The sequence below is a fragment of the Pantoea jilinensis genome, from assembly GCF_019104105.1.
In the GTDB taxonomy this organism is placed as follows: domain Bacteria; phylum Pseudomonadota; class Gammaproteobacteria; order Enterobacterales; family Enterobacteriaceae; genus Pantoea; species Pantoea eucalypti.
The window spans coordinates 1,121,249-1,144,836 of sequence record NZ_CP077746.1 but is presented as its reverse complement, the minus strand read 5'-3'; the positions used below and the strand labels follow the sequence as shown (position 1 = coordinate 1,144,836).

Genomic DNA, 23,588 nt, shown 5'->3' with positions numbered 1-23,588 from the left:
TGATTTACGCGATCCTTACAGATTCAGTCTATCTGGCGCGTGAAATACTGTTAAAAAAAAAGCCTGTGGGCAGCAAACGCTGCGCACAGGCTGGGTTCCCGCATCAGCAAAGATTACTGATGATAGAGTCCGGTAGAGAGATAGCGATCGCCGCGATCGCAGGCGATCGCCACCACCACGCTGCCCGGATTAGCCTGCGCAATGCGCAGCGCCCCCGCAACCGCGCCGCCTGAACTGACGCCACAAAAAATACCTTCACGGCGTGCCAGCGCCCGCATCGTTTCTTCCGCTTCTTTCTGCGCCATATCCATCACATCATCCACCAGATCGGGACGGTAGATGCCCGGCAGATAGGCCAGTGGCCAGCGGCGAATGCCCGGAATGCTGCTGCCTTCACTCGGCTGTAAACCGATCACCTTCACGCCCGTGTTGTTCTCTTTCAGGTAACGCCCTACGCCGGTGATGGTGCCGGTCGTGCCCATGCTGGAGACAAAATGGGTCATGCGCTGATTCGACTGCTGCCACAACTCTGGCCCGGTCGTCTGATAATGGCCCAGCGGGTTATCAGGATTATTGAACTGATCCAGCACCCGCCCTTCACCACGCGCGGCCATTGCCTGCGCCAGATCGCGTGCGCCTTCCATGCCCTGCTCTCGCGGCACCAGAATCAGCTCCGCGCCGTAGGCACGCATCGCATCCTGCCGCTCCTGACTCATGTTGTCTGGCATCAGCAGGCGAAGACGATAGCCTTTCATCGCTGCGATCATCGCCAGTGCAATACCGGTATTGCCGCTGGTAGCTTCAATCAGCTGATCGCCGGGTGAAATGTCACCGCGCAGCTCTGCCTGATTGATCATCGACCAGGCTGCGCGATCTTTTACCGAACCCGCCGGATTATTACCTTCCAGTTTGAGCCAGACCTCACTGCCGTTGGCAGGCGTCAGGCGCTGCAACTTAATCAGCGGGGTATTGCCGATGGTATTTTCAAGAGTCGTCACGGTCTGCTTCCTGGCCTGTTACAAACGAGAGGCGAAAAAAAGGCGGGAGTCACACTCCCGCCCGTTGTTGATGAGAAAATATCAGGCGCTTTGTGCAAAGGCAACCGGGCGCAACGGTGTGTCACCTTTATAGAGGCGCGCCTGCTGCAGGCCTACGAAGAGACGCTCGCCACGAATCGGGGCCGTCTGATCACCTTCAAACACCAGCGAGAACGGCTCGCTCTGCCAGCCAGCAGGCTGCACCACCAGCTGCCAGAAGTGGCCACGCGGGCTCACTTCCAGCACCTGCACCGGCAACGGGGTTTCCAGGCTGCTGCGGCGCGACACGTCGATTTCCCACGGACGCAGGAACAGCTCCACGGCGCCCTGATGTGCCGAGGTATAGCCCAGCGGCCAGTGATGCGCGCCCACGTGGAACTGCGATCCCTGAATTTCGCCATCAAAGCGATTCACTTCACCCAGGAACTCCAGCACAAAGCGGGTTGCCGGATCGCGCCACACATCATCTGGCGTGCCGACCTGTTCGATGTTGCCCTGGCTCATCACCACCACGCGATCGGCGACTTCCATCGCCTCTTCCTGGTCATGGGTCACAAACACACTGGTGAATTTAATCTCTTCATGCAGCTGACGCAGCCAGCGGCGCAGTTCTTTACGTACCTGAGCATCCAGCGCGCCAAAGGGTTCATCCAGCAGCAGAATCTGTGGTTCAACCGCTAATGCACGCGCCAGGGCCACACGCTGTTTCTGGCCGCCCGACAGCTGTGCCGGGAAGCGATTCGCCAGATGGGCCAGCTGCACCATCTCCAGCAAACGGGTGACACGTTGTTTGATCTCCGCCGTTGAAGGACGTTCACGACGCGGCAGGACAGTCAGGCCAAAGGCGATGTTGTCGAACACTGTCATATGACGGAACAGCGCATAGTGCTGAAACACAAAACCGACCTGACGGTCGCGCGCATGCAGGCGGCTGACATCGTTGCCATGAAAACGGATCTGACCGCTGTTCTGATGCTCCAGCCCGGCGATAATACGCAGCAGCGTGGTTTTACCCGAGCCTGATGGGCCAAGCAGCGCCACCATTTCACCCGAGGCAATATCCAGAGAGATATCGTTCAGCACCGAGGTGCGACCAAAGGACTTGTTGATCTTGTTAATCTCAATGCTCATGATTTCCCTCCTGTTGCAGGCGTTTGTGCTGTTGCTCTAAACGCCACTGCACAATGCTTTTCAGAAACAGCGTCACAATTGCCATCAGGGTTAACAGTGCGGCTGCGGTGAACGCGCCAACGGTGTTGTAGTCCTGATGCAATAATTCAACCTGAAGCGGTAACGTATAGGTCTCACCGCGAATCGATCCCGAGACCACCGAGACCGCACCAAATTCACCAATCGCACGGGCGTTGGTCAGCACGATGCCGTACAGCAGCGCCCAGCGTATGTTCGGCAGCGTCACACGACGGAACATCTGCCAGCCAGAGGCGCCTAACAACACCGCCGCTTCATCTTCATGACTGCCCTGACTCAGCATCACCGGAACCAGTTCGCGGACCACAAACGGACAGGTCACAAACACCGTCGCCAGCACCATACCCGGCCAGGCAAACATAATCTGGATGTTATGCGCATCCAGCCAGCCGCCTGCCGGACCATTCACGCCCCAGAACAGCAGGTACATCAGACCGGCGACAACCGGCGACACGGCAAAAGGAATATCGAACAGGGTCAGCAGCAGCTGACGTCCCGGAAAGGTAAAGCGCGTGACCAGCCAGGCAAGCAGCGTGCCGAATACCAGGTTAACCGGAACGGTAATCAGTGCCACCATGACAGTCAGCCAGATAGCGTGCAGCATGTCCGGGTCGGCCAGATTGCTGAGCGCCACGATCAGGCCCTGATTCAGCGCCTCCCAGAAGATGGAGGCCATCGGCACCACCAGCAGCAGAACAGAAATCAGTACGCCAGTACCAATCAGCAGCCACTTACCCCAGTTCACCGGCTGACGCGCCGCGTGATTAAGTTGTGAAACCTCAGCCATTAGTGACCTCCCAGACGACGGCCAAAGCGGCTCTGTAATGTGTTAATCGCGAATAACAGAATCAGCGAAGCCGTCAGGATCACCGAGGCGATGGCGCTGGCCGCCGGATAGTCGAACTCCTGCAGCCGGACAAAAATCATCAGGGAGGTCACTTCGGTTTTCCAGGCGATGTTACCGGCAATGAAAATCACCGCACCAAACTCACCCAGGCTGCGCGTAAAGGAGAGTGCCGTACCGGCCAGCAGCGCAGGGGCCACCTCTGGCAGCACCACGCGGCGGAAGCTCTGCCACGGCGTAGCACCCAGGGTTTCGGCGGCCTCTTCATATTCCGGGCCTAACTCTTCAAGCACCGGCTGTACGGTTCGTACCACAAACGGAATGCTGGTAAAGGCCATGGCAATGGCGATACCAATCCATGTGTAGGAAATTTTGATGTCGAAATGGGCGAACCACTGTCCGTACCAGCCGTTGACCGAAAAGAGTCCGGCCAGGGTGAGACCTGCTACGGCGGTAGGCAGTGCAAAGGGCAGATCCATCAGACCGTCCAGCAACGCACGGCCCGGGAAGCGATAACGGGTCAGAATCCACGCCATTAGCATGCCGAACACGGCATTAAATAGTGACGCAACACCGGCAGAGAGCAGCGTCACTTTATAGGCGGCAATCAGCTGCGGATTAGTCACCACATCCCAGTACTGCTGCAGCGTCATCTGCGACAGCTGCATGATCACCGCGCTGATCGGCAGCAGCAGAATCAGGCAGGTAAAGAGCAGGCTGGTGCCAAGGCTGAGACCAAAGCCGGGCAATACGCGTTTATGGCTGGCTGCAAACATTATCCGCGCCCCGCCGCTAACAATTTATCGAGCTCACCGCCGCTGACAAAGTGCGTTTTCATTACCTTGTCCCAGCCGCCAAAGGCATCTTCCACCCGGAACAGGCTGGTCTGCGGAAAGCGATCTTTCTGCGCTGCCATCAGCTGTGGATTATTCACGCGATAGTAGTAGTGCGTAATAATATTCTGCGCTTCTGGGGTGTAGAGATAGTTCAGGTATGCGCTGGCCGCATCTGCGGTTTTGTTGGTGGCGACGTTCTTATCCACCCACGCCACCGGAAACTCCGCCAGAATATTGGTTTTCGGCACCACGACTTCATATTCATCTTTGCCGTACTGGTTACGGATGTTATTCACTTCCGACTCAAAGCTAATCAGGACGTCGCCCAGACCGCGCTCAGCAAAAGTCGTCGTCGCGCCACGACCACCGGTATCAAACACTTCCACGTTTTTAAGGAACTGCGTCATAAAGGCCTGCGTTTTGGCCTGATCGCCGCCATCGGCTTTGTCCGCTGCGCCCCAGGCGGCCAGATAGGTGTAGCGGCCATTACCGGACGTTTTCGGATTCGGGAAAATCAGCTTCACATCGCTGCGGGTCAGATCTGACCAGTCGTGAATCTGCTTTGGATTTCCTTTGCGCACCAGAAACGCCATGGTGGAGTAGAAAGGTGAGCTGTTGTTCGGCAGACGGCTTTTCCAGTCTGCGGCAATCAGGTTGCCTTTATCGTGCAGCACCTGCACATCCGTCACCTGATTGTAGGTCACCACATCCGCGCGCAGTCCCTGCAGGATAGCCAGCGCCTGTTTTGATGAACCGGCATGTGACATCTTGATAGTGAGCGGATCGCCTGGATGTGTGGCATCCCACTGTTTAACAAACGGAGCATTCAGGGCAACAAACAGCTCCCGCGACACATCGTAAGAGCTATTAAGAAGTTCAGTGGCGTTGGCTGCGCCAGCAAGGCTCAGCGACAACGCGATACCGCTCACGATTTTTTTCATCGCTTGTAATGTCATTTGGCACCCTGAAAAAGTTTGATGCGGATCTCACCCGCTGATGCATCAGTTTATTTATAACTCAGTGAAAACCAGTAACGGTTTTATATATCGTTTAATGATTTCAAAGTCGAAAAAAGCATAAGACGGCGGCAGAGTTTATGCACAAATCAGCAAAAGCCGATGGGGAGAGGGAACCGCGTGCAGCGTGGGCTGGCAGGGGTTCTGAGCTGTTCAGCGGCCGCCAGGGGGGCGGCGCGCTGATAAGGCAGGCTTAACGCTGCCAGACAATCTTGCTGATTTTCCAGTTTTTCAGGGTATCGTCAGAAGGCATCAATCCTTCCGGCCCGTGCCAGTCGCCATGATAGACATAAGTCAGATGCTGACTGCCTGGCGCACGGCACGCCACGTCACGCGCGTCGGGGCCGCTGGCTAAGGTGCAGTTGTCGAAGGCTTTGCTGAACTTATTACTGAAGGCATCACCCACTTTGCTGCCGTCGCTGCTGGCGATCGCGCTATCCATGACCTCGATACGATCGACCTGCGACTCTCCATAAATTACCAGCTTAACTTTGCCATCATTCAGCGCCTGCCAGAATGAAATCACCTGACCATTCTCGCTGCGCATGCCCTGTCGCAGCGAATAGTCACCGTTCAGTCCGGCACTGATCGCGTCCTCTTTCATGGCGGTCGAGGCGGTTAACCCACCCACGCCCTGTTCAGTCGCGGTCAGCGTGGAACCAAACCAGTTCCATGGCAGCGCAGAAGACCAGTGATACGTCAGCGGATTCCACCAGCTTGCCTGCTGGCTGCTGTCAGCGCCGGAACCCGAACTGGCACAGCCGCTCAGTGCAACGGCGGCGATCAGTAGCGTGGAACGAACAGCTTTCATGAGAACTCCTGTAAATACGATGCCGGAAAGGCGGAAATGATTGGAGTCGCAAAGCGACAAAAAGTTTAGTTGAGATGGTGCTCGGGCAGAAAGCAGTCGCGGCAGCGGCGATTAAACTGCAGCCAGATCAGCGCCAGCAGGTCGAACAGCGTCAGCAACAAGGGCAGCGGTGAGCTGAGCAGATCACCCTGCACAAACTGCCAGCCCTGCCAGAGGAGATTCACCAACAGCGACAGCGCCAGTACGCTGCGCCAGTGCTGCCAGAGTCGCGGCAGGCGCGTGCGATAGCCAGTCAGCAGCAGGCCCGCCAGCGCGGGTAAACCCAGTGCCAGTCCAATCCAGAACGCCTGACGATCCGGATAGAACAGCGCCAGCAGATCGTTGCCCTGTTGCCGTGACGCGCCAGCCATCGCCAGCAGCAGCCAGGTTCGGGCCTGAAGCAACAGGATTAGCCAAAAAAGAAACGGCAGCCGTAGCTGCCCTTTCGCGTCGTATTCGTCCGGCTGATAGCCAGGTAACGGATTAGTATTCACGATCTTCAATCAGACGCTTACCAAACAGCAGCGCATCAACCGGCTCATAATCGAGCTTCTCATAAAACGCCACCACCTGATCGTTCTCTTCACGGATCATCAGATGCAGTTTCGGACAGCCTCGCGCGATCAGCTTTTTCTCCAGACGGTTCATCAGCGCATTCGCGAAGCCGCGTCCCTGATAGTCAGGATGCACCGCCAGGTAATACGCCGCGCCACGGTGACCATCGTAACCGCCCATCAGCGTGCCAACGACGACACCGCCCACTTCAGCGACCAGAAAGAGATCGGGGTCGTGATTCATTTTGCGTTCGATATCCAGCTCCGGATCGTTCCATGGCCGTAACAAATCGCAACGTTCCCATAAGGTGATCACTTCTTCAAAATCTTCCTGGCGGAAGGCGCGGATTTCCATCTTCTTTACCTGCAAATAAGCACAATTTGCTGATTATCACGCATTCTCTGCTGCACGCAACCCTCCATGGCGAGGGACAAATAAAAAAGCGCAAATTTCCTGTTCGCGACCTGCAATACAAAGTAATGCCCTGAAATGGTTCTGTGATCGCAGGCAGCAGAGGCTTAGGCTATAACACCGGCAAGATTCCTGTTACCGGACCCCCACATGCACCTGCTTAAACGTTTGATTCATCGTCGTCAGTTACTGCTTTCCGGGCTGGCGCTAGCCATTTTAACGCCGCGTGCGGTTCAGGCTAAAGAAAAAACCCTGACCGGAGCAAATCCTCATACGCGCCCGGCTCCACCAGCGAAAAACGGCAAACGCATCGTCATGATCGATCCTGGCCACGGTGGCATCGACTCCGGTGCTGTTGGCGAAGAGGGTTCAGAAGAGAAACACATCGTGCTGGAGATCGCTGGCAACGTGCAGCGCCAGCTCCAGAGCCATCCGCGCATTGAAGTGCGCCTGACCCGCGACAGCGACCATTTTATCCCGCTCTATCAGCGCGTCGAGATCGCGCATCAGCACGGCGCCGATCTCTTTATGTCGATTCATGCCGACGGCTTTACCAGCCCCGACGCCAGTGGCGCCTCCGTATTTGCGCTCTCTAATCGTGGGGCCAGCAGCTCCATGGCGCGTTACCTGTCACAGCGCGAGAACGATGCAGACAAACTGGGCGGCGTGAAAGCGCAGCAGCAGGATCACTATCTGCAGCAGATCCTGTTCGACCTGGTGCAGACTGACACCATTAAGAACAGCCTGACACTGGGCAAGCACGTGCTGGACCAGATCCGACCGGTGCATCATCTTCATAGCCAGCACACCGAGCAGGCGGCCTTTGCGGTACTCAAGTCACCGTCGATCCCCTCGGTGCTGGTTGAGACTTCCTTTATTACCAATCCGCACGAAGAGCAATTACTCGGCACGACGGCGTTTCGCCAGAAAATTGCCTCTGCAATTGCCAGCGGCATCGTCAATTACTTTGATGAGTTTGACCGCCGCAACGCCTGATGCAGATAGCCGGTTTAGGTCCGGGCACTCGCCGTACTCATGCAAGCGGCGCGGTTTTGCGTATAATCGCGTCAGACTTTGACAAACGATAAGCGAAAAGATGGCTGATATTTCACGCGTAAAAGCATTCCTGCTCGCACTGCAGGATGAGATTTGTAACCAGCTGGCAGCTGAAGATGGCGGCGCACAGTTTGCCGAGGATAGCTGGCAGCGTCCTGGCGGCGGCGGCGGTCAGAGCCGCGTCCTGCGCAATGGCGCGGTGTTTGAGCAGGCAGGCGTCAACTTTTCGCATGTGCATGGCGATCAGATGCCAGCATCAGCGACCGCGCACCGGCCAGAGCTGGCGGGTCGTAGCTTTGAAGCGATGGGGGTCTCTCTGGTGATCCACCCGAAGAATCCCTATGTGCCCACCAGTCACGCCAACGTGCGCTTCTTTATCGCCGAGAAACCGGGTGCCGATCCAGTCTGGTGGTTTGGCGGCGGCTTTGACCTGACCCCCTTTTATGGCTTCGAAGAAGATGCGCTGCACTGGCATCAGACTGCAGCAAACATTTGTCAGCCTTTTGGTGAAGATGTTTATCCTCGCTACAAAAAATGGTGCGACGACTATTTTTATCTGAAGCATCGTGATGAGCAGCGCGGCATTGGCGGTCTCTTTTTTGACGATCTCAATACGCCCGACTTTGAGCAGAGCTTCAGCTTTATGCAGTCGGTAGGCCGCGGCTTTATCGATGCTTATCGGCCCATTGTGGCGCGCCGTAAAGATCATCCTTGGGGCGATCGTGAGCGCCAGTTCCAGCTCTACCGCCGTGGTCGCTATGTGGAGTTTAATCTGGTGTGGGACCGTGGCACGCTGTTTGGCCTGCAGACCGGTGGCCGCACAGAATCGATCCTGATGTCGATGCCACCGCTGGTGCGCTGGGAATATGATTACCAGCCCGAGGCCGGCTCTCCTGAAGCGGCTCTCTATCGCGATTTCCTGCCGGTGAAAAACTGGCTGAACCTGCCCGTCTGATTTCTTCTGCCGCTGCAGCGCGAGCCTGCCCCCGCGCTGCGCTTACCTCTCTCCTGATCGGTTTATTCTTTTTTACAGGGCACGGATTGCTACAGTGCAGCCTGCGTCATTCCGCGTGACTGCTATGCTTACAGATGGAATATGGCGCATCCCACGGTAAAAACCGCATGACGGCTCCTTCGCACCGCCTCGCAGCGCAACAATCAGAGAAACCGCATTTCCATCAGAAAGTCTCTGTTGCAATGTTATGGGTTCGCGTTACCGGTAGCAGAACATGCCACAGACCGGCTGCGAGGCCTGAGGTGCTCCCTGTTCGCTTTCATTTTTCTTTTCAAGGAGTTTAGAGATGAATCAGTTAGAAGCCCTAAAACAGTTCACCACCGTGGTGGCGGACAGTGGTGATATCGAATCGATTCGTAATTACCATCCGGAAGACGCTACCACCAACCCCTCACTCATTCTGAAAGCGTCCGGTCTCGAAGGGTATAAACACCTGATGGATGACGCGATTGAGTACGCCAAAAAACAGGGTGGCAGCAAAGAGACCCAGATTATTAATGCCAGCGACAAAGTGGCGATCAACCTCGGTATGGAAATCCTGAAGAGCATACCGGGCCGTGTTTCGACCGAAGTGGATGCGCGCCTCTCCTTCGATCGTGGCATGTGTGTCACCAAAGCAGAAAAACTGATTCGGATGTATGAAGAGCACGGTATCGACCGCTCTCGCGTACTGATTAAGCTGGCGTCGACCTGGGAAGGTATCCGTGCAGCAGAAGAGCTGGAGAAAAACGGCATTAAGTGCAACCTGACACTGCTCTTCTCCTTTGCCCAGGCGCGTGCCTGTGCCGAAGCGGGCGTGTTCCTGATCTCCCCGTTTGTTGGCCGCATCTACGACTGGTACAACTCACGCAAGCCGATGGAACCCTATGTGGCGGATGAAGATCCCGGCGTGAAGTCTGTGCGTCGCATTTACGATTACTACAAAAAGCACCGTTACAGCACCATCATCATGGGTGCCAGCTTCCGTAAAGTGGAGCAGATTATCGCGCTGGCGGGCTGCGATCGCCTGACGATCTCCCCTAACCTGCTGGAAGAGATGCAGAACAGTGATGCGCCGCTGGAGCGCAAACTGGAGCCCTCCACAGAAGGCTTCCATCAGCCATCGCCGCTCTCCGAAGCGGAGTTCCGCTGGGAACATAACCAGGACCCGATGGCCGTTGAGAAACTCTCTGACGGCATCCGCCAGTTCGCGGTTGACCAGCAGAAACTGGAAGATGTGCTCGCCGCACGCCTGTAGTCCTCATTTTAATCGGGCGGGACATTCCCGCCCTGATGCATAACAAGGGAGAACTGTATGTCCTCACGCAGAGAGTTGGCAAACGCGATCCGTGCACTGAGCATGGATGCCGTCCAGAAGGCAAATTCAGGCCACCCCGGTGCGCCGATGGGTATGGCCGATATCGCCGAAGTGTTGTGGCGCGACTTCCTCCAGCATAATCCGACCAATCCCGCCTGGCTTGATCGCGACCGCTTTATCCTCTCCAACGGCCACGGCTCCATGCTGCTTTATAGCCTGCTTCACCTCAGCGGCTATGACCTGCCAATTGAAGAGTTGAAAAATTTCCGCCAGCTGCACTCTAAAACGCCAGGTCACCCGGAAATTGGCTATACCCCAGGCGTTGAAACCACCACCGGCCCGCTGGGTCAGGGACTGGCTAATGCCGTGGGTCTGGCGATTGCAGAACGCACGCTGGCCGCGCAGTTTAACCGTCCGGACCATGACATCGTCGATCACCACACCTATGTGTTTATGGGCGATGGCTGTCTGATGGAAGGGATCTCGCACGAAGTCTGTTCACTGGCGGGCACCCTGGGCCTGGGTAAACTGATTGGCTTCTACGACCATAACGGTATTTCAATCGATGGTGAGACCGAAGGCTGGTTTACCGACGACACCCACAAACGCTTTGAGTCCTACAACTGGCATGTGATTGGCGACATCGACGGACATGACGCTGATGCTATTCGTGACGCCATTAAAGAAGCACAGAGCGTTACCGATAAGCCTTCACTGATTATCTGCCGCACCATTATCGGTTTCGGATCACCGAACAAAGCCGGTAAAGAGGAGTCGCACGGCGCAGCGCTGGGTGAGGCTGAAGTTGCTCTGACCCGTAAGCAGCTGGGCTGGAACTACCCGGCGTTTGAAATCCCGGCTGAAATCTACCAGCAGTGGGATGCCAAAGCGGCGGGTGCTGAACGTGAAAAAGCCTGGGATGCGAAATTTGCCGCTTACAAAGCAGCCTATCCTGAGCTGGCGAAAGAGTATGAACGCCGCATGAATGGCGAAATGCCGGCCAACTGGGAAACTGAAGCAGCCCGTTTCATTCAGGAACTGCAGGCTAATCCGCAGAAAATCGCCAGCCGCAAAGCGTCACAAAATTCGCTGGAAGCGTACGGTAAAATGCTGCCGGAATTCCTTGGCGGCTCGGCCGATTTGGCACCGAGTAACCTCACTATCTGGTCAGGCTCCAAATCGATCAAAGAGGATCCGGCCGGTAACTACATTCACTACGGCGTGCGTGAATTTGGCATGACGGCGATTGGTAACGGGATCGCGCACCACGGCGGTTTCGTTCCTTACACTGCCACCTTCCTGATGTTTGTTGAATATGCGCGAAACGCCGCGCGTATGGCGGCGTTAATGAAGGCGCGTCAGATTCTGGTCTACACTCATGACTCCATCGGTCTGGGCGAAGATGGCCCGACGCACCAGCCGGTTGAGCAGATCGCCAGCCTGCGTCTGACGCCAAACATGAGCGTATGGCGTCCTTGTGACCAGGTGGAAACGGCGGTGGCGTGGAAAGCGGCTATTGAGCGCCATCACGGTCCAACCGCGCTGATCCTCTCCCGTCAGAACCTGCTGCAGCCGGAACGTACCCCGGAGCAGATCGAAAATATCAAACGCGGCGGCTACGTGCTGAAGGATTGCGACGGCACGCCAGACGTGATTCTGATCGCCACCGGTTCTGAGATTGAAATCACGCTGGGTGCAGCAGAAAAACTCACCACGGGCGGTCACAAGGTGCGGGTGGTTTCACTGCCTTCAACTGACCTGTTTGATGCGCAGGATGCCGCTTACCGCGAATCTGTTCTGCCGAGCGGCGTGAAAGCGCGTGTGGCAGTCGAAGCAGGTATTGCTGACTACTGGTTCAAGTATGTCGGTCTGGATGGTGCAATTGTCGGGATGACCACCTTTGGTGAGTCCGCCCCTGCCAGCCAGCTGTTCGCAGAGTTTGGCTTCACGGTTGAGAATATCGTCAGCCATGCTGAAGCATTACTCAAGCCTGTTTAATGCCTGCGCCCTTCCCGGCTCACCGGGAAGGGCCATTTCATCTTAAAAACTGAAACAGAAAAAAACCTCTATTCCCCTCTTCACGCCCCGCGCAAACTGATTACTATAGAGCCGTCCTATTCAATGCTGCCTGTACGCTGGCTGGCCCTCTTTTCCTGCTGTTGTTCCTGCCGGGATAAAAACGGGTCTGACCTGCTGCATCCTGATGAGTGAAGGCAGATTTTCTCCGATATCTATAGCGAAGCCACTTCCGTTGAACATGCGTACACCCTATTTACTGGCCCTGATGGTTTCACTGCTTCCTTTAAAAAGCATGGCGCAGGTCGCGCCCGATCCGCTGCTGGCTTCTCAGATTGTTGATCGCTATGCGGAACATATTTTTTATGGCAGCGGTGCAACCGGCATGGCGCTGGTGGCGATAGATGGCAATCAGCGGGTGTTCGCCAGCTTCGGTGACACCCGTCCCGGCAACAATGTGCGTCCACAGAAAGATTCACTGATTCGCATCGCCTCGCTGAGTAAGCTGATGACCAGTGAAGTGATGGTGAAGATGGCTGAACGCGGACAGATTCGCCTTGACGATCCCCTGAGTAAATATGCGCCTCCAGGTGCACGCGTGCCCACGTATAACGGCCAGCCTATTCGCCTGATTAATCTCTCAACCCACACCAGCGGACTGCCGCGCGAACAGCCGGGCGGCAAAGCGCAGCGTCCGGTGTTTGTCTGGCCGACGAAAAGCGAGCGCTGGACATGGCTGGCGCGCGCCAGCCTTAAAGCGGCACCCGGCAGCAGTGCCGCCTACTCCAACCTGGGCTACGATCTGTTGAGCGATGCGCTGTCACGCGCCGCCGGGACACCTTATCCGGCGCTGTTTCAGCAGCTGATAACCCGCCCGCTCGGCATGAAAGACACCACCTTTACGCCGTCGCCTGAGCAGTGCGGACGCCTGATGGTGGCGGAGAAAGGTGCCAGCCCGTGTAATAACACGCTGGCGGCGATCGGCAGCGGCGGCGTCTATTCCACGCCGGATGATATGGGCCGCTGGATGCAGCAGTTCCTTAACTCTTCGGTAAACCATCGCACGCCGCAGATCGATCGACTGCAAACCCTGATTTACCGTCGCGATCAGCTGCACAAAGTTGAAGGCATGGATGTGCCAGGTAAAGCGGATGCACTGGGTATGGGCTGGGTCTATATGGGGCCAAAAAATGGTCGCCCGGGCATTATTCAGAAAACCGGCGGCGGTGGCGGTTTCATCACCTATATGGCGATGGTGCCGCAGCATAACGTTGGGGTGTTTGTCGTGGTGACGCGCTCGCCGCTGACCCGCTTTACGCCAATGAGCGACGGCGTGAACAATATGCTGGCCGAACTGGTGGGTAACCAACTGGGCTCACCGATGATGGTGCAGGCCATTCCTTAACGCTGCTGTACGCTACCGTCAGACTGGCTGACCCACAGGGTTGGCCAGTCATCACTGCTGTGCCAGGCGTCACAGGTCGACTCTTCTGCATACTCCGCTAACACAAAACGCGTGCCATCAAACTGCCAGCGTGTCGCACTGCCACAATCGCCCAGTCCCCGTCCTTTACCAAAGGTGTAGAGCTGGCCGCTGGCCGCATCATACTCGGCGTTAATCAGCTCCAGCTGACGATCGCTGGCACCCGGCGGTGTAAACGGCAACGTTAAGGTGATACCCCGCGCCACGTAAGGCTGGCTGCGCGTCACTTCAAACGCCAGATCGATCACGTTATAAGCCCCCATTTCACAACTCACCAGCAGCAGTGCGCGCTGGTCAGTAAGGGGAGCCACGCTGACTTCCCGGCGTAGCGGATCGAGTGAACAGGAATCGGTATTTACCCGCCAGGTGCCGTAATCAATGAGTCCGCTGGTCTCATCGCGCGTCAGTGCTGCGGGCGGCTCGACAGCAGGCGGCAATGGCGGCAGCGCAGGCGCCGGCGGAACGTCCCAGCTGGCACGGTCGCCACGTTTGATCCACGCGCTCAGGCTGTTTACCCGACCCTGGGTGTCATCCATCAGCAACAGTGCAGCTTTCATGCCGCGCAACGAGATCAGCGCATTGGGATCAAAGGTGAGCTGCAGGGTTTTCGCCTCCATCACCAGATCAAGGAACTCATCTATCGCGATGGTATTGCTGGTGGCGAGATGATGAGGTTCTACCGTCCAGTGTTTGAGGTCGGGCTTAAGGCGGCGCTGATCGAGCAGCAGGTTATCCTGAAGCGGACCGCCAGGCAGCGCACCACTGTAGGCGCTGCCATAGTCAATGCGCAGCAAGGGGCGATCGTTGACGCCCGCATGACGCGAAATCGTCATCACCAACCCTTTGTCGCCTGGAATATTGCGCGCCACGCAAAAGGCGACATTGTTGCAGGTAATTTGCCAGTCGTTGAATGACTTTTGCAACGGTTCCGCCTGAACACAGGCAACCCACAAAGACGGCAACAGCCACAGCGATTTCATCCAATACGACATTAAGAAAATCGATCCCCGAATAACCAGAATGGAGAGGATAGCGCATCAACGGGCCTGGCAGGGTTCGCATTCTGTGAACCTGTGCAAAAAGCGCAGTTAAGTGCTTAAAAAGCGTACATAAGGTGGATAAAGCTGCATCCTTCCACGTTCAGCGCTGCTGCGCGGCAACAGGTATGACAGATGGGTTTCCTAAGGCCTCAGCCATCCCGCAATCTGCGCATGCTGTAGCAGCATAATGGTTTTACCGTCGCGAATACGGCCATCGGCCACCATCGCCAGCGCATCAGGGAAGCTCAGTTCCAGCACATCAATTGACTCATCCTCAACGCCACCGCCTGGGTTGTCGCGCAGTGATTCGTTGTATTCTGCCGCAAAAAAGTGGACCAATTCCGTGACGCCGCCCGGCGACATATAGCAGGTAAAAATTTTCTCCACCTCACCGACTGCATATCCGGTCTCTTCAATCGCCTCTTTGCGGATGCAATCTTCCGGGGAGTCGTCGTCCAGCAAGCCCGCGCAGGCTTCAATTAACATGCCGCCGTCGTTGCCGTTGACGTACGTCGCGATGCGGAACTGGCGCGTCAGGACGACGCTATTCTTTTCGCGATTATAGAGCAGGATGGTCGCCCCGTTTCCGCGATCGTAGACTTCGCGTTTATGACGGATAACCTCGCCACGGCGATCGGTGATGTCATAGGTGTAGTTGCGCAGCACAAACCAGTTTTCAGACAGGAGCTTATTTTTGATGATGTTGATCTTAAACGACATGGAGACTCCGCTACCGCATAAAGGGAGTTATTCATCATAGGGCCAGGCTTGCCGGAAAACTATCCTAATTCGCATTGCCAGATAGGCGATTAGCGGCCAAAAAAAAGCCAGCCCGAAGGCTGGCCCTGATTGATGCAGACCTGATCAGCGTGACGTATCGTCAGCCAGTCGGGTTGACTGAGGCTCATCCTCATGATGATCCTGTTCGGTCTGCGCGATAGCGTTAACACGCTTACGCACACCAAACCATCCCAGCACCAGCAGCACTGCAATCAGCGGAATAGAGGCAATGGTGTACGTCCCGTTCGGGTAGTCAAACGCCATCAGCACCAGCACGCTGAACAGGAACAGCAGCGTCAGCCATGAGGTGAACGGCGCACCTGGCAGCTTGAAGCTGACATCATCTGCTTTGCCTTCTTTGATCGCTTTGCGCAGACGCAGCTGGCAGACCACGATAAAGGCCCAGGAGGAGATAATGCCCAGTGAGGCAACGTTCAGGACGATCTCGAATACCTGAGAAGGCACATAGTAGTTAAGCACTACACCAATGACATAAACGGCAATGGTGACGAGAATACCGGCATAAGGGACCTGCTGACCGTTCATCTTTGACATGAATTTCGGTGCAGAGCCACCCATCGACATGGAACGCAGAATACGCCCGGTTGAATAGAGGCCGGAGTTCAGGCTGGAGAGCGCTGCGCTCAGGACCACGATGTTCATGATGCTGCCAACGTAAGGCACGCCAAGTTTCGAGAAGAATGTCACGAATGGACTCTGGCCCGCCTGATAGGCATTCCATGGCAGCAGCAGCACCAGCAACACAACCGAACCGACATAGAACAGACCAATACGCCAGATCACACTATTGATCGCTTTCGGCAGCATGGTTTGCGGGTCTTTACATTCACCGGCCGCCGTACCGACCAGCTCAATTGAGGCAAAGGCGAATACGACGCCCTGAATCAGCACCAGCGCGGGCAGCAGGCCGTGCGGGAACAGGCCGCCGTTATCAGTAATCAGATGGAAACCGGTGCTGTTGCCATCCAGCGGCTTGCCGGTGCCAAGAAACACCACACCCACCACCAGGAAAATCACAATCGCCAGCACTTTCACCAGCGCAAACCAGAACTCCATCTCGGCAAACCACTTAACGCCAATCATGTTCATGGTGCCGACAATTGCCAGCGCGCCCAGTGCAAAGACCCATTGTGGCACATCACCAAACGCGCCCCAGTAGTGCATGTAAAGCGCAACGGCGGTGATATCGACGATACCGGTCATCGCCCAGTTGACGAAATACATCCAGCCTGCAACGTAGGAGGCTTTCTCACCCAGGAATTCACGGGCATAAGAGACAAAGCTGCCACTGCTCGGGCGGTGTAACACCAGTTCGCCCAGCGCACGCAGAATGAAGAAGGAGAAGATGCCACACACCAGATAGATGAGGGCTAACGCGGGGCCTGCAGCCTGCAAGCGGCCACCTGCACCCAGGAACAAACCGGTGCCGATAGCACCGCCGATCGCAATCATCTGAACGTGACGGTTACCCATCGCTTTCTGGTAGCCAGCATCGTGAGAATTCAGCCAGCGCCGTTTCGCAGCGCGCATCTCACCTGGGGTTTTCTTTTTGGATTTCATAGCATTCCTGTTTGTCCGGACTATCAGTCGTCGTCTCCCCAATGCGGACGTAACGTCCTGCAAAATGGGGGATTTTCCTCTGTGCCTTTGCCCGTGAGTGAGTGCCGGGCAACGCGGGAATTTACGGCGATGAATCCTACCCGTTCTGCAAGAACGAAGCAAAATATACCGGGCAGATGCACAGGCTGATTTGTAAGAATCCATCATGATGCACAAAAACAAAAAAACCGGCCATTTTCAGGCCGGTAAAAGCTACAGGGATGGAAACAGGAGGGTTGGGTTAGCGATAAATCTCTGCGGTGCCGCTCCACAAGCTGGAATCGCCTGGATTATCGACACCGATAACACGGTAATGGCTGGCGCCCATCTCTTGCGCTTTTTGCGATAACTGGCGATTCGCATCATCCAGTGAACCGCGTACGCCGGAAACAGACACACTGCCGATGCTCTGCATACCCAGCGCCTGTGACCGATCGACTGGCGCGGCGGCGAAGGTGGCAAATGAGGCGGTAGCCAGTAAAGCACCCGCCAGTACAGCACTCAGTTTTTTCATTGGATGCTCCTTGATCTGTGATCGGGATTGCGTTGCTAATGACTGAGTGAATTATTAGCGCTGCAATGAAAAGCAACATCGGCACGATGTAAACCTGTTCCCTTTTTAACCGTAAAATCGTAACGCATCCTGGGAAGTGTCAGTCGAGGTCATTTTATGTGCGACCTGTAATGTCCTGTGCGATAAACAGGGAAGGGATCATTTGCGTTGCGTGACTTCGCTCATATAATTCCCCCACTCAGAAGAGGGCCATTCATGTGATCGTTAAACGTTCAGTTACACAAAGCATCGCTCGGGCCCTCAGCGCCATTGTCCTGCTGTCGCTGCTCACCACCAGTCTGGCCTTAGTCACGCTACTCAGCAGTCAGCGCGACGCCGAGGCGATTAATCTGGCGGGTTCACTGCGCATGCAGAGCTATCGCATGGCCTGGGATGCCAGCCGTCAGCCGCAAAACCTGCCGCAACATTTCGCGCGCTATCAGCAAACGCTGGATGCGCCAGTGCTGCACAATCTTGATCGGCCCTGGGTACCACGCGAAGTGGGCGTTCGCTACCAGCGACTGCGCGCCGCCTGGCCTCTCCTGCAACAGGCGTTGCAACGGGGTGATAGCGTGGCCTTGCAGCAGCAGGTGCCCATTTACGTCGGGGAAATTGATCGCTTTGTTCTGGGTCTGCAACGCTATACCGAATTAAAAATGCATCTGGTGGCCGCCAGCAGCCTGGTCGGTGTTATTGCGATTGTGGCGCTGGCGCTCATGACGATTCGCTTTACCCGACTGCATGTCGTGCGGCCACTGAATGCGCTGGTCAAGGCCAGCCGCTACGTCGAGAATGGCAACTTTGCTTTTCCTCCGTTGCACGTTGAGCAACAAAATGAGCTGCGGGTTCTGTCGCATGCCTTTAGCGGTATGGCGGCACGCCTGCATTCGCATTACCAGTTGCTGGAGAGTACGGTTCGCGCAAAGACGGAAGACTTAACTCAGGCGAATCGCACGCTGTCGCTACTCTATGACAGCTCACAAATGCTGACCGCCAGCCCACTGCATCCGGCGTTGTTTGAAGCGGTGCTGACCACGGTGCTGACGCGTGAAAAACTGACGGCAATCTGGCTCGAGAGCGACCAGTTTCAGTTCCGCGCCGGTGACGAAAAGGCGGCTGGTGAGTGGCAACGTCAGCCATTACAGCAGGATGAGCAGCAGATTGGCGAATTGCGCTGGCAGACATGTGGCGCTTCCCCACCGGATGAGCTGATGCGCAGTCTTGCGGCGATGCTGGGACGCGCAATCTGGATCTGGCAGGCACAGCAGCAGTATCAACAAATGCTGCTGATTGAAGAGCGAACGACGATTGCCCGGGAATTACATGACTCACTGGCGCAGTCACTCTCCTTTTTACGTATTCAGCTGACCCTGTTACGCCGCACCGTGGACAAGGATGACAGTGCCGCCCATGCGATTATCGCTGACTTCGATCAGGCGCTGGCTGATGCCTACCGTCAGTTGCGCGAACTGCTGACCACCTTCCGCCTGACCATTGAGCAGGCAGATCTGGTGGCGGCGATGCGGGCAATGATCGCCTCGTTGCAGGAAAAGAGCGGCGCAGAGATACATTTCAACTATCAGACCGGCCTGCAGAGTCTGGAGGCACAGCAGCAGGTGCATGTCTTGCAGATCGCCCGGGAGGCGTTGCTGAATGCGATCCATCATGCGAGTGCGCAGGTGATCAACGTGGACTATCAGCACAGCAATCAGGGTGAGCACTTACTTACGATAACGGATGACGGCGTGGGCATCGGCAGTACTGACGAACCTCCAGGCCATTACGGTCTGACGATTATGGCTGAACGTGCCCAGCGCCTTAATGGTAATCTGACCCTTCATGCACAGGATCAAGGGACACGGGTTGAACTGCGCTTTCCACCGCAACCGGCACGGCAGCTAACGTAATTTATCCTTCAAATAATTAAAACACGCTACTGGCTACAGATAGCCGGCTATTAAAGGCTGAACACAGGCATACCGGTGCGCGATACGTGTTGCCCCGCCGCAGTCTGAAACGATAAAACGGAGAAATTATGCAACAGCCCGCATTAACATTGATGATTGTGGATGATCACCCTCTGATGCGCCGCGGCGTTCGTCAGCTGCTGGCACTGGATCCCCGGCTGGACGTGATCGCCGAGGCTAACAATGGCACCGAAGCGCTGGCGGAAGCCCGCCGTCAGGAACCTGACATCATTCTGCTCGACCTCAATATGAAAGGCATGTCCGGGCTGGATACCCTAAAGGCGCTGCGCCACGAAGGTATCAGCTCGCGCATCCTGGTGCTGACCGTCTCCGATGCCCGCAGTGATATTTTTGCCATGGTGGATGCCGGTGCCGACGGCTATCTGCTCAAGGACAGCGAGCCAGAGATTCTGCTGGGACATATTCTGCAGGCATCGCGGGGCGAGAAAGTCTTTAGTGAGGGCGTCGCCAGCTATCTGGATAACCGTCAGCACAGCGCCGACCCTCTGCGTCTTCTCACTGACCGCGAGTGCGACGTGCTCCAGGAGGTGGCGCGTGGCCTGTCAAACAAAGAGATCGCTGCCATTCTGCATATCTCTGAAGAGACAGTGAAAGTGCATATCCGTAACCTTCTGCGTAAGCTGGATGTCCGTTCACGCGTTGCCGCCACGGTGATGTGGCTTGAAAGCCGCAAATAGCCAACGAATTTACATTTTCTCCTCAATTTCTCCACGATTTCCCTCGCTGCCGCACGTAAAGTGAAAGGCGGCGGAGAATCGTGTAAAGACCCTGCGACCTTTCTGCCTGTGGCCCGTTGCCGGTGGGCCTGACCGATAATAATAAGTCCTGAGGAGTGTCGATTTAATGTCGAATTTCTTTATCGACCGCCCCATTTTTGCCTGGGTGCTGGCGATTCTGCTGTGCCTGTGTGGCACCCTTTCGATTATTTCGCTGCCTGTTGAGCAGTATCCCGATCTGGCTCCACCTAATGTGCGTATCACCGCTAACTATCCCGGCGCATCCGCCGAGACGCTGGAAAACACCGTGACTCAGGTGATCGAGCAGAACATGACCGGCATCGATAATCTGATGTACATGTCCTCGAACAGCAGCAACACCGGTCAGGCGCAAATCACCCTCACCTTTACTGCCGGGACCAATCCCGACGAAGCCCGCCAGCAGGTTCAGAACCAGTTGCAGTCCGCCCTGCGCAAATTGCCGCAGGCGGTGCAGTCGCAGGGCGTGACGGTCAACAAAACCGGTGACAGCAATATTCTGATGGTGGCCTTCGTCTCGACCGACGGCAGTATGGATAAGCAGGATATTTCAGACTATGTCGCCAGTAATATTCAGGACCCGCTGAGCCGTATTGATGGCGTCGGCCAGGTTGATGCTTACGGCTCGCAATATGCGATGCGCATCTGGCTCGATCCCAACAAACTGATCGCTTACGCGCTCACCACCGACGATGTCGTCAATGCAATCCAGTCGCAGAATACCCAGGTGGCTGTGGGTCAGGTCGGTGGCCTGCCGTCGGTGGAGAAACAGGCACTTAACGCCACGGTCAACGCCCAGTCGATGCTGCAGACCCCCGAGCAGTTCCGGGCCATTACCCTGAAAAACAATCCCGACGGTTCTGTGGTGACGCTGGGCGATGTCGCCACCGTGGCGCTGGGCGCAGAGAAGTATGATTATCTGAGCCGCTATAACGGCCAGCCTGCGTCAGGCCTGGGCGTGAAGCTCGCGTCCGGTGCCAATGAGATGAACACTGATAAGCTGGTACGGGCGCGTATAGAGGAACTCTCGCACTATTTCCCCCACGGCCTGGAAGCAAAAATTGCCTATGAAACCTCGCCGTTCGTCAAAGCATCAATTACCGATGTGGTGAAGACGCTGCTTGAAGCAATCGTGCTGGTATTTGGCGTGATGTATCTGTTTATGCAGAACTTCCGCGCCACCTTAATTCCCACCATTGCGGTGCCGGTAGTGCTGTTTGGCACCTTTAGCGTCCTTTATGCCTTTGGATTCAGCATCAATACCCTGACCATGTTTGCCATGGTGCTGGCGATAGGACTACTGGTGGATGATGCCATTGTGGTGGTGGAAAACGTTGAACGCATCATGCATGAAGAGGGACTTTCGCCGCGTGCTGCCACACGAAAATCGATGGGACAGATTCAGGGTGCACTGGTGGGTATTGCGCTGGTGCTCTCTGCGGTGTTTGTGCCAATGGCGTTTTTCGGCGGTACCGTTGGCGCCATTTATCGTCAGTTCTCTATCACCATTGTCTCGGCGATGGTGCTGTCAGTGCTGGTGGCGATGATCCTGACGCCAGCGCTCTGTGCCACACTGCTCAAACCCGCTGCGCAGGGCGAGGTGCACGAGCGTCGCGGCTTCTTCGGCTGGTTCAATCGCCACTTTAATCGTAACGCTGACCGCTATGAACGCGGCGTTGCGGGCATCCTGCGCACAGGTGGTCGCTGGCTGCTGGTCTATGTCGCGATTATTGGCCTGATGGCGTTTCTGTTTCTGCGTCTGCCGACGTCGTTTCTGCCGCTGGAAGATCGCGGCGTATTCCTGACTCAGGTTCAGCTTCCGGCAGGTGCGACGCTTGAGCAAACGGCCAGCGTCGTTGCCAAAGTCGAAAATTATTATCTCACCAAGGAGAAGGCCAACGTACTGTCGGTTTTCTCCACTATCGGTGCCGGGCCGGGCGGCAATGGACAGAACGTCGCACGTCTGTTTGTCCGTCTGAAAGACTGGGAAGCGCGGCCCGGCGCCGATCGGACTTCGTTTGCGATTATCGATCGCGCGACCAAAGCGTTTCAGAAGATTAAAGAGGGCCGGGTGATTGCCAGCAGTCCACCTGCTATCACCGGCATGGGCAGCAGCTCTGGTTTTGACATGGAACTGCAGGATCACGCCGGTATCGGCCATACCCAACTGATGGCGATGCGCGACAAACTGCTGGAGATGGCAGGCAACGATAAGTCGCTGTCCCGGGTACGGCACAATGGACTGGATGACAGTCCGCAGCTGCAGATCGATGTCGATGCCCGTAAAGCGCAGGCGCTGGGCGTGTCGCTGGATACCATCAACGACACGATGACCACGGCCTGGGGCTCAACCTATGTGAACGACTTTCTTGATCGCGGCCGGGTGAAAAAGGTCTATGTACAGGCCGCCGCCGAATTCCGCATGCTGCCGGACGACGTCAATAAGTGGTATGTGCGCAACAGCAGCGGCAAAATGGTCCCCTTCTCCGCGTTTGCCACCAGCCGCTGGGAGACCGGCTCACCCCGTCTTGAACGCTATAACGGTTATTCTTCACTGGAGATTGTCGGGGAAGCGGCTAATGGCGTCAGCAGCGGCACGGCAATGGACGAGATGGAAAAGCTGGTGAATGCCCTGCCGCTGGGCGTCGGGTTCCAGTGGACAGGTGCTTCTTATCAGGAGCGCCTCTCTGGCTCACAGGCACCGGCGCTGTATGCGATATCGTTGCTGGTTGTATTCCTCTGCCTGGCCGCACTGTATGAAAGCTGGTCAATTCCGTTCTCGGTGATGCTGGTGGTCCCACTGGGTGTCGTCGGCGCGTTGATTGCGACCTGGCTGCGCGGACTGGAGAATGATGTCTACTTCCAGGTGGGCCTGCTGACAGTCGTCGGGTTATCCGCCAAAAACGCCATCCTGATTGTGGAATTTGCTAATGAGATTAACAGTAAAGGACGCGAACTGGTGGAGTCCACGCTGGAGGCATCGCGTCAGCGTCTGCGACCGATTCTGATGACCTCGCTGGCCTTTATCTTTGGCGTGCTGCCGATGGCAATCAGCAGCGGCGCAGGCTCCGGCAGTCAGCACGCGGTAGGAACCGGTGTGATGGGTGGAATGATCTCCGCCACGCTGCTGGCGATCTTTTTTGTGCCGCTGTTCTTTGTGCTGGTTCGCCGTCGCTTCCCGCTGAAAGAGAAGCCACTCGACTGATCACTGAGGCAAATAAAAAGCG

At 56.2% G+C, this 23,588-nt stretch carries 20 protein-coding genes; 8 read left to right on the top strand and 12 right to left on the bottom strand.

From position 1 onward, the window contains the following. Window positions 1-113: 113 nt before the first annotated feature. The 8 genes from cysM to KTJ90_RS05370 all read right to left on the bottom strand — a co-directional run bounded on the left by cysM (window position 114) and on the right by KTJ90_RS05370 (window position 6,701). A complete protein-coding gene (gene cysM, locus KTJ90_RS05405; protein ID WP_003848848.1) occupies window positions 114-998 on the bottom strand; it encodes a cysteine synthase CysM in 885 nt (294 codons plus the stop codon). An 81-nt stretch (window positions 999-1,079) separates the two neighbouring features. Beyond that, entirely contained in the window at window positions 1,080-2,168 is a 1,089-nt protein-coding gene (gene cysA, locus KTJ90_RS05400) for a sulfate/thiosulfate ABC transporter ATP-binding protein CysA (protein WP_003848847.1), read from the bottom strand. Next, on the bottom strand, window positions 2,158-3,033 hold the full coding sequence (gene cysW / locus KTJ90_RS05395) for a sulfate/thiosulfate ABC transporter permease CysW (RefSeq protein ID WP_008926532.1): 876 nt from the start codon (window positions 3,031-3,033) through the stop codon (window positions 2,158-2,160). Before cysW ends, cysA begins: the two co-directional genes overlap by 11 nt. Continuing rightward, the gene (gene cysT / locus KTJ90_RS05390; protein WP_003848842.1) at window positions 3,033-3,866 is read right to left on the bottom strand and encodes a sulfate/thiosulfate ABC transporter permease CysT; all 834 of its coding nucleotides are present in this window, start codon (window positions 3,864-3,866) and stop codon (window positions 3,033-3,035) included. The genes cysW and cysT overlap by 1 nt, the downstream gene beginning before the upstream one ends. Then, on the bottom strand, window positions 3,866-4,867 hold the full coding sequence (locus KTJ90_RS05385) for a sulfate ABC transporter substrate-binding protein (RefSeq protein ID WP_499026459.1): 1,002 nt from the start codon (window positions 4,865-4,867) through the stop codon (window positions 3,866-3,868). Before KTJ90_RS05385 ends, cysT begins: the two co-directional genes overlap by 1 nt. Before the next feature lie 268 nt (window positions 4,868-5,135). Then, window positions 5,136-5,753: an RpoE-regulated lipoprotein gene (locus KTJ90_RS05380; protein ID WP_039659582.1), complete on the bottom strand. Its 618-nt coding sequence runs from the start codon at window positions 5,751-5,753 to the stop codon at window positions 5,136-5,138. Window positions 5,754-5,818: 65 nt separating this feature from the next. After that, the gene (locus KTJ90_RS05375; RefSeq protein ID WP_003848836.1) at window positions 5,819-6,286 is read right to left on the bottom strand and encodes a DUF2919 family protein; all 468 of its coding nucleotides are present in this window, start codon (window positions 6,284-6,286) and stop codon (window positions 5,819-5,821) included. Further along, window positions 6,276-6,701, bottom strand: coding sequence for a GNAT family acetyltransferase (locus KTJ90_RS05370; protein ID WP_003848834.1), 426 nt, complete (start codon window positions 6,699-6,701; stop codon window positions 6,276-6,278). Before KTJ90_RS05370 ends, KTJ90_RS05375 begins: the two co-directional genes overlap by 11 nt. A 207-nt stretch (window positions 6,702-6,908) precedes the next feature. Between KTJ90_RS05370 and amiA the strand changes: the two genes are divergently transcribed. The 5 genes from amiA (at window position 6,909) to ampH (ending at window position 13,547) form a co-directional block, all read left to right on the top strand. Beyond that, window positions 6,909-7,754, top strand: a complete 846-nt coding sequence (gene amiA, locus KTJ90_RS05365; protein ID WP_105098930.1) for an N-acetylmuramoyl-L-alanine amidase AmiA — start codon at window positions 6,909-6,911, stop codon at window positions 7,752-7,754. A gap of 100 nt (window positions 7,755-7,854) precedes the next feature. Then, window positions 7,855-8,769: an oxygen-dependent coproporphyrinogen oxidase gene (hemF, locus tag KTJ90_RS05360; RefSeq protein ID WP_312545759.1), complete on the top strand. Its 915-nt coding sequence runs from the start codon at window positions 7,855-7,857 to the stop codon at window positions 8,767-8,769. A 346-nt stretch (window positions 8,770-9,115) separates the two neighbouring features. After that, window positions 9,116-10,066, top strand: a complete 951-nt coding sequence (tal, locus tag KTJ90_RS05355; RefSeq protein ID WP_003848827.1) for a transaldolase — start codon at window positions 9,116-9,118, stop codon at window positions 10,064-10,066. A gap of 57 nt (window positions 10,067-10,123) precedes the next feature. Next, on the top strand, window positions 10,124-12,124 hold the full coding sequence (gene tkt, locus KTJ90_RS05350; protein WP_008926536.1) for a transketolase: 2,001 nt from the start codon (window positions 10,124-10,126) through the stop codon (window positions 12,122-12,124). 259 nt (window positions 12,125-12,383) lie between these two features. Continuing rightward, entirely contained in the window at window positions 12,384-13,547 is a 1,164-nt protein-coding gene (gene ampH, locus KTJ90_RS05345; protein WP_003848822.1) for a D-alanyl-D-alanine-carboxypeptidase/endopeptidase AmpH, read from the top strand. Here ampH and KTJ90_RS05340 read toward each other — a convergent pair. The 4 genes from KTJ90_RS05340 to KTJ90_RS05325 all read right to left on the bottom strand — a co-directional run bounded on the left by KTJ90_RS05340 (window position 13,544) and on the right by KTJ90_RS05325 (window position 17,579). After that, window positions 13,544-14,617 carry a DUF1176 domain-containing protein gene (locus KTJ90_RS05340; RefSeq protein WP_337026983.1) on the bottom strand — a complete coding sequence of 358 codons (1,074 nt, stop codon included), beginning with the start codon at window positions 14,615-14,617 and terminating at the stop codon, window positions 13,544-13,546. The two genes, ampH and KTJ90_RS05340, sit on opposite strands and share 4 nt — an antisense overlap. Window positions 14,618-14,806: 189 nt before the next feature. Further along, complete coding sequence (gene nudK / locus KTJ90_RS05335; RefSeq protein ID WP_003848817.1) at window positions 14,807-15,385, bottom strand: GDP-mannose pyrophosphatase NudK; 579 nt, start codon at window positions 15,383-15,385, stop codon at window positions 14,807-14,809. Between the two features lie 144 nt (window positions 15,386-15,529). Next, the gene (gene ansP, locus KTJ90_RS05330) at window positions 15,530-17,026 is read right to left on the bottom strand and encodes an L-asparagine permease (RefSeq protein WP_008926539.1); all 1,497 of its coding nucleotides are present in this window, start codon (window positions 17,024-17,026) and stop codon (window positions 15,530-15,532) included. Window positions 17,027-17,306: 280 nt separating this feature from the next. Next, window positions 17,307-17,579, bottom strand: coding sequence for a YdgH/BhsA/McbA family protein (locus tag KTJ90_RS05325; protein WP_008926540.1), 273 nt, complete (start codon window positions 17,577-17,579; stop codon window positions 17,307-17,309). Between the two features lie 257 nt (window positions 17,580-17,836). Here KTJ90_RS05325 and narQ point away from each other — a divergent pair, with 257 nt between their 5' ends. From narQ to acrD, 3 genes are all read left to right on the top strand, one after another. Continuing rightward, window positions 17,837-19,525, top strand: coding sequence for a nitrate/nitrite two-component system sensor histidine kinase NarQ (gene narQ, locus KTJ90_RS05320; RefSeq protein ID WP_154926885.1), 1,689 nt, complete (start codon window positions 17,837-17,839; stop codon window positions 19,523-19,525). 128 nt (window positions 19,526-19,653) lie between these two features. Then, window positions 19,654-20,283, top strand: coding sequence for a response regulator (locus tag KTJ90_RS05315; RefSeq protein WP_008926542.1), 630 nt, complete (start codon window positions 19,654-19,656; stop codon window positions 20,281-20,283). 166 nt (window positions 20,284-20,449) lie between these two features. Further along, entirely contained in the window at window positions 20,450-23,566 is a 3,117-nt protein-coding gene (gene acrD, locus KTJ90_RS05310; protein ID WP_008926543.1) for a multidrug efflux RND transporter permease AcrD, read from the top strand. Window positions 23,567-23,588 lie beyond the last annotated feature (22 nt).

Bases quoted from the DNA above. Each gene is read 5' to 3' on its own strand.
- cysA (WP_003848847.1), bottom strand. From the start codon at position 2,168: ATGAGCATTGAGATTAACAAGATCAACAAGTCCTTTGGTCGCACCTCG.
- cysW (WP_008926532.1), bottom strand. From the start codon at position 3,033: ATGGCTGAGGTTTCACAACTTAATCACGCGGCGCGTCAGCCGGTGAAC.
- cysT (WP_003848842.1), bottom strand. From the start codon at position 3,866: ATGTTTGCAGCCAGCCATAAACGCGTATTGCCCGGCTTTGGTCTCAGC.
- KTJ90_RS05385 (WP_499026459.1), bottom strand. From the start codon at position 4,867: ATGAAAAAAATCGTGAGCGGTATCGCGTTGTCGCTGAGCCTTGCTGGC.
- KTJ90_RS05380 (WP_039659582.1), bottom strand. From the start codon at position 5,753: ATGAAAGCTGTTCGTTCCACGCTACTGATCGCCGCCGTTGCACTGAGC.
- KTJ90_RS05370 (WP_003848834.1), bottom strand. From the start codon at position 6,701: ATGGAAATCCGCGCCTTCCGCCAGGAAGATTTTGAAGAAGTGATCACC.
- amiA (WP_105098930.1), top strand. From the start codon at position 6,909: ATGCACCTGCTTAAACGTTTGATTCATCGTCGTCAGTTACTGCTTTCC.
- hemF (WP_312545759.1), top strand. From the start codon at position 7,855: ATGGCTGATATTTCACGCGTAAAAGCATTCCTGCTCGCACTGCAGGAT.
- tal (WP_003848827.1), top strand. From the start codon at position 9,116: ATGAATCAGTTAGAAGCCCTAAAACAGTTCACCACCGTGGTGGCGGAC.
- tkt (WP_008926536.1), top strand. From the start codon at position 10,124: ATGTCCTCACGCAGAGAGTTGGCAAACGCGATCCGTGCACTGAGCATG.
- ampH (WP_003848822.1), top strand. From the start codon at position 12,384: ATGCGTACACCCTATTTACTGGCCCTGATGGTTTCACTGCTTCCTTTA.
- KTJ90_RS05340 (WP_337026983.1), bottom strand. From the start codon at position 14,617: ATGTCGTATTGGATGAAATCGCTGTGGCTGTTGCCGTCTTTGTGGGTT.
- nudK (WP_003848817.1), bottom strand. From the start codon at position 15,385: ATGTCGTTTAAGATCAACATCATCAAAAATAAGCTCCTGTCTGAAAAC.
- ansP (WP_008926539.1), bottom strand. From the start codon at position 17,026: ATGAAATCCAAAAAGAAAACCCCAGGTGAGATGCGCGCTGCGAAACGG.
- KTJ90_RS05325 (WP_008926540.1), bottom strand. From the start codon at position 17,579: ATGAAAAAACTGAGTGCTGTACTGGCGGGTGCTTTACTGGCTACCGCC.
- KTJ90_RS05315 (WP_008926542.1), top strand. From the start codon at position 19,654: ATGCAACAGCCCGCATTAACATTGATGATTGTGGATGATCACCCTCTG.
- acrD (WP_008926543.1), top strand. From the start codon at position 20,450: ATGTCGAATTTCTTTATCGACCGCCCCATTTTTGCCTGGGTGCTGGCG.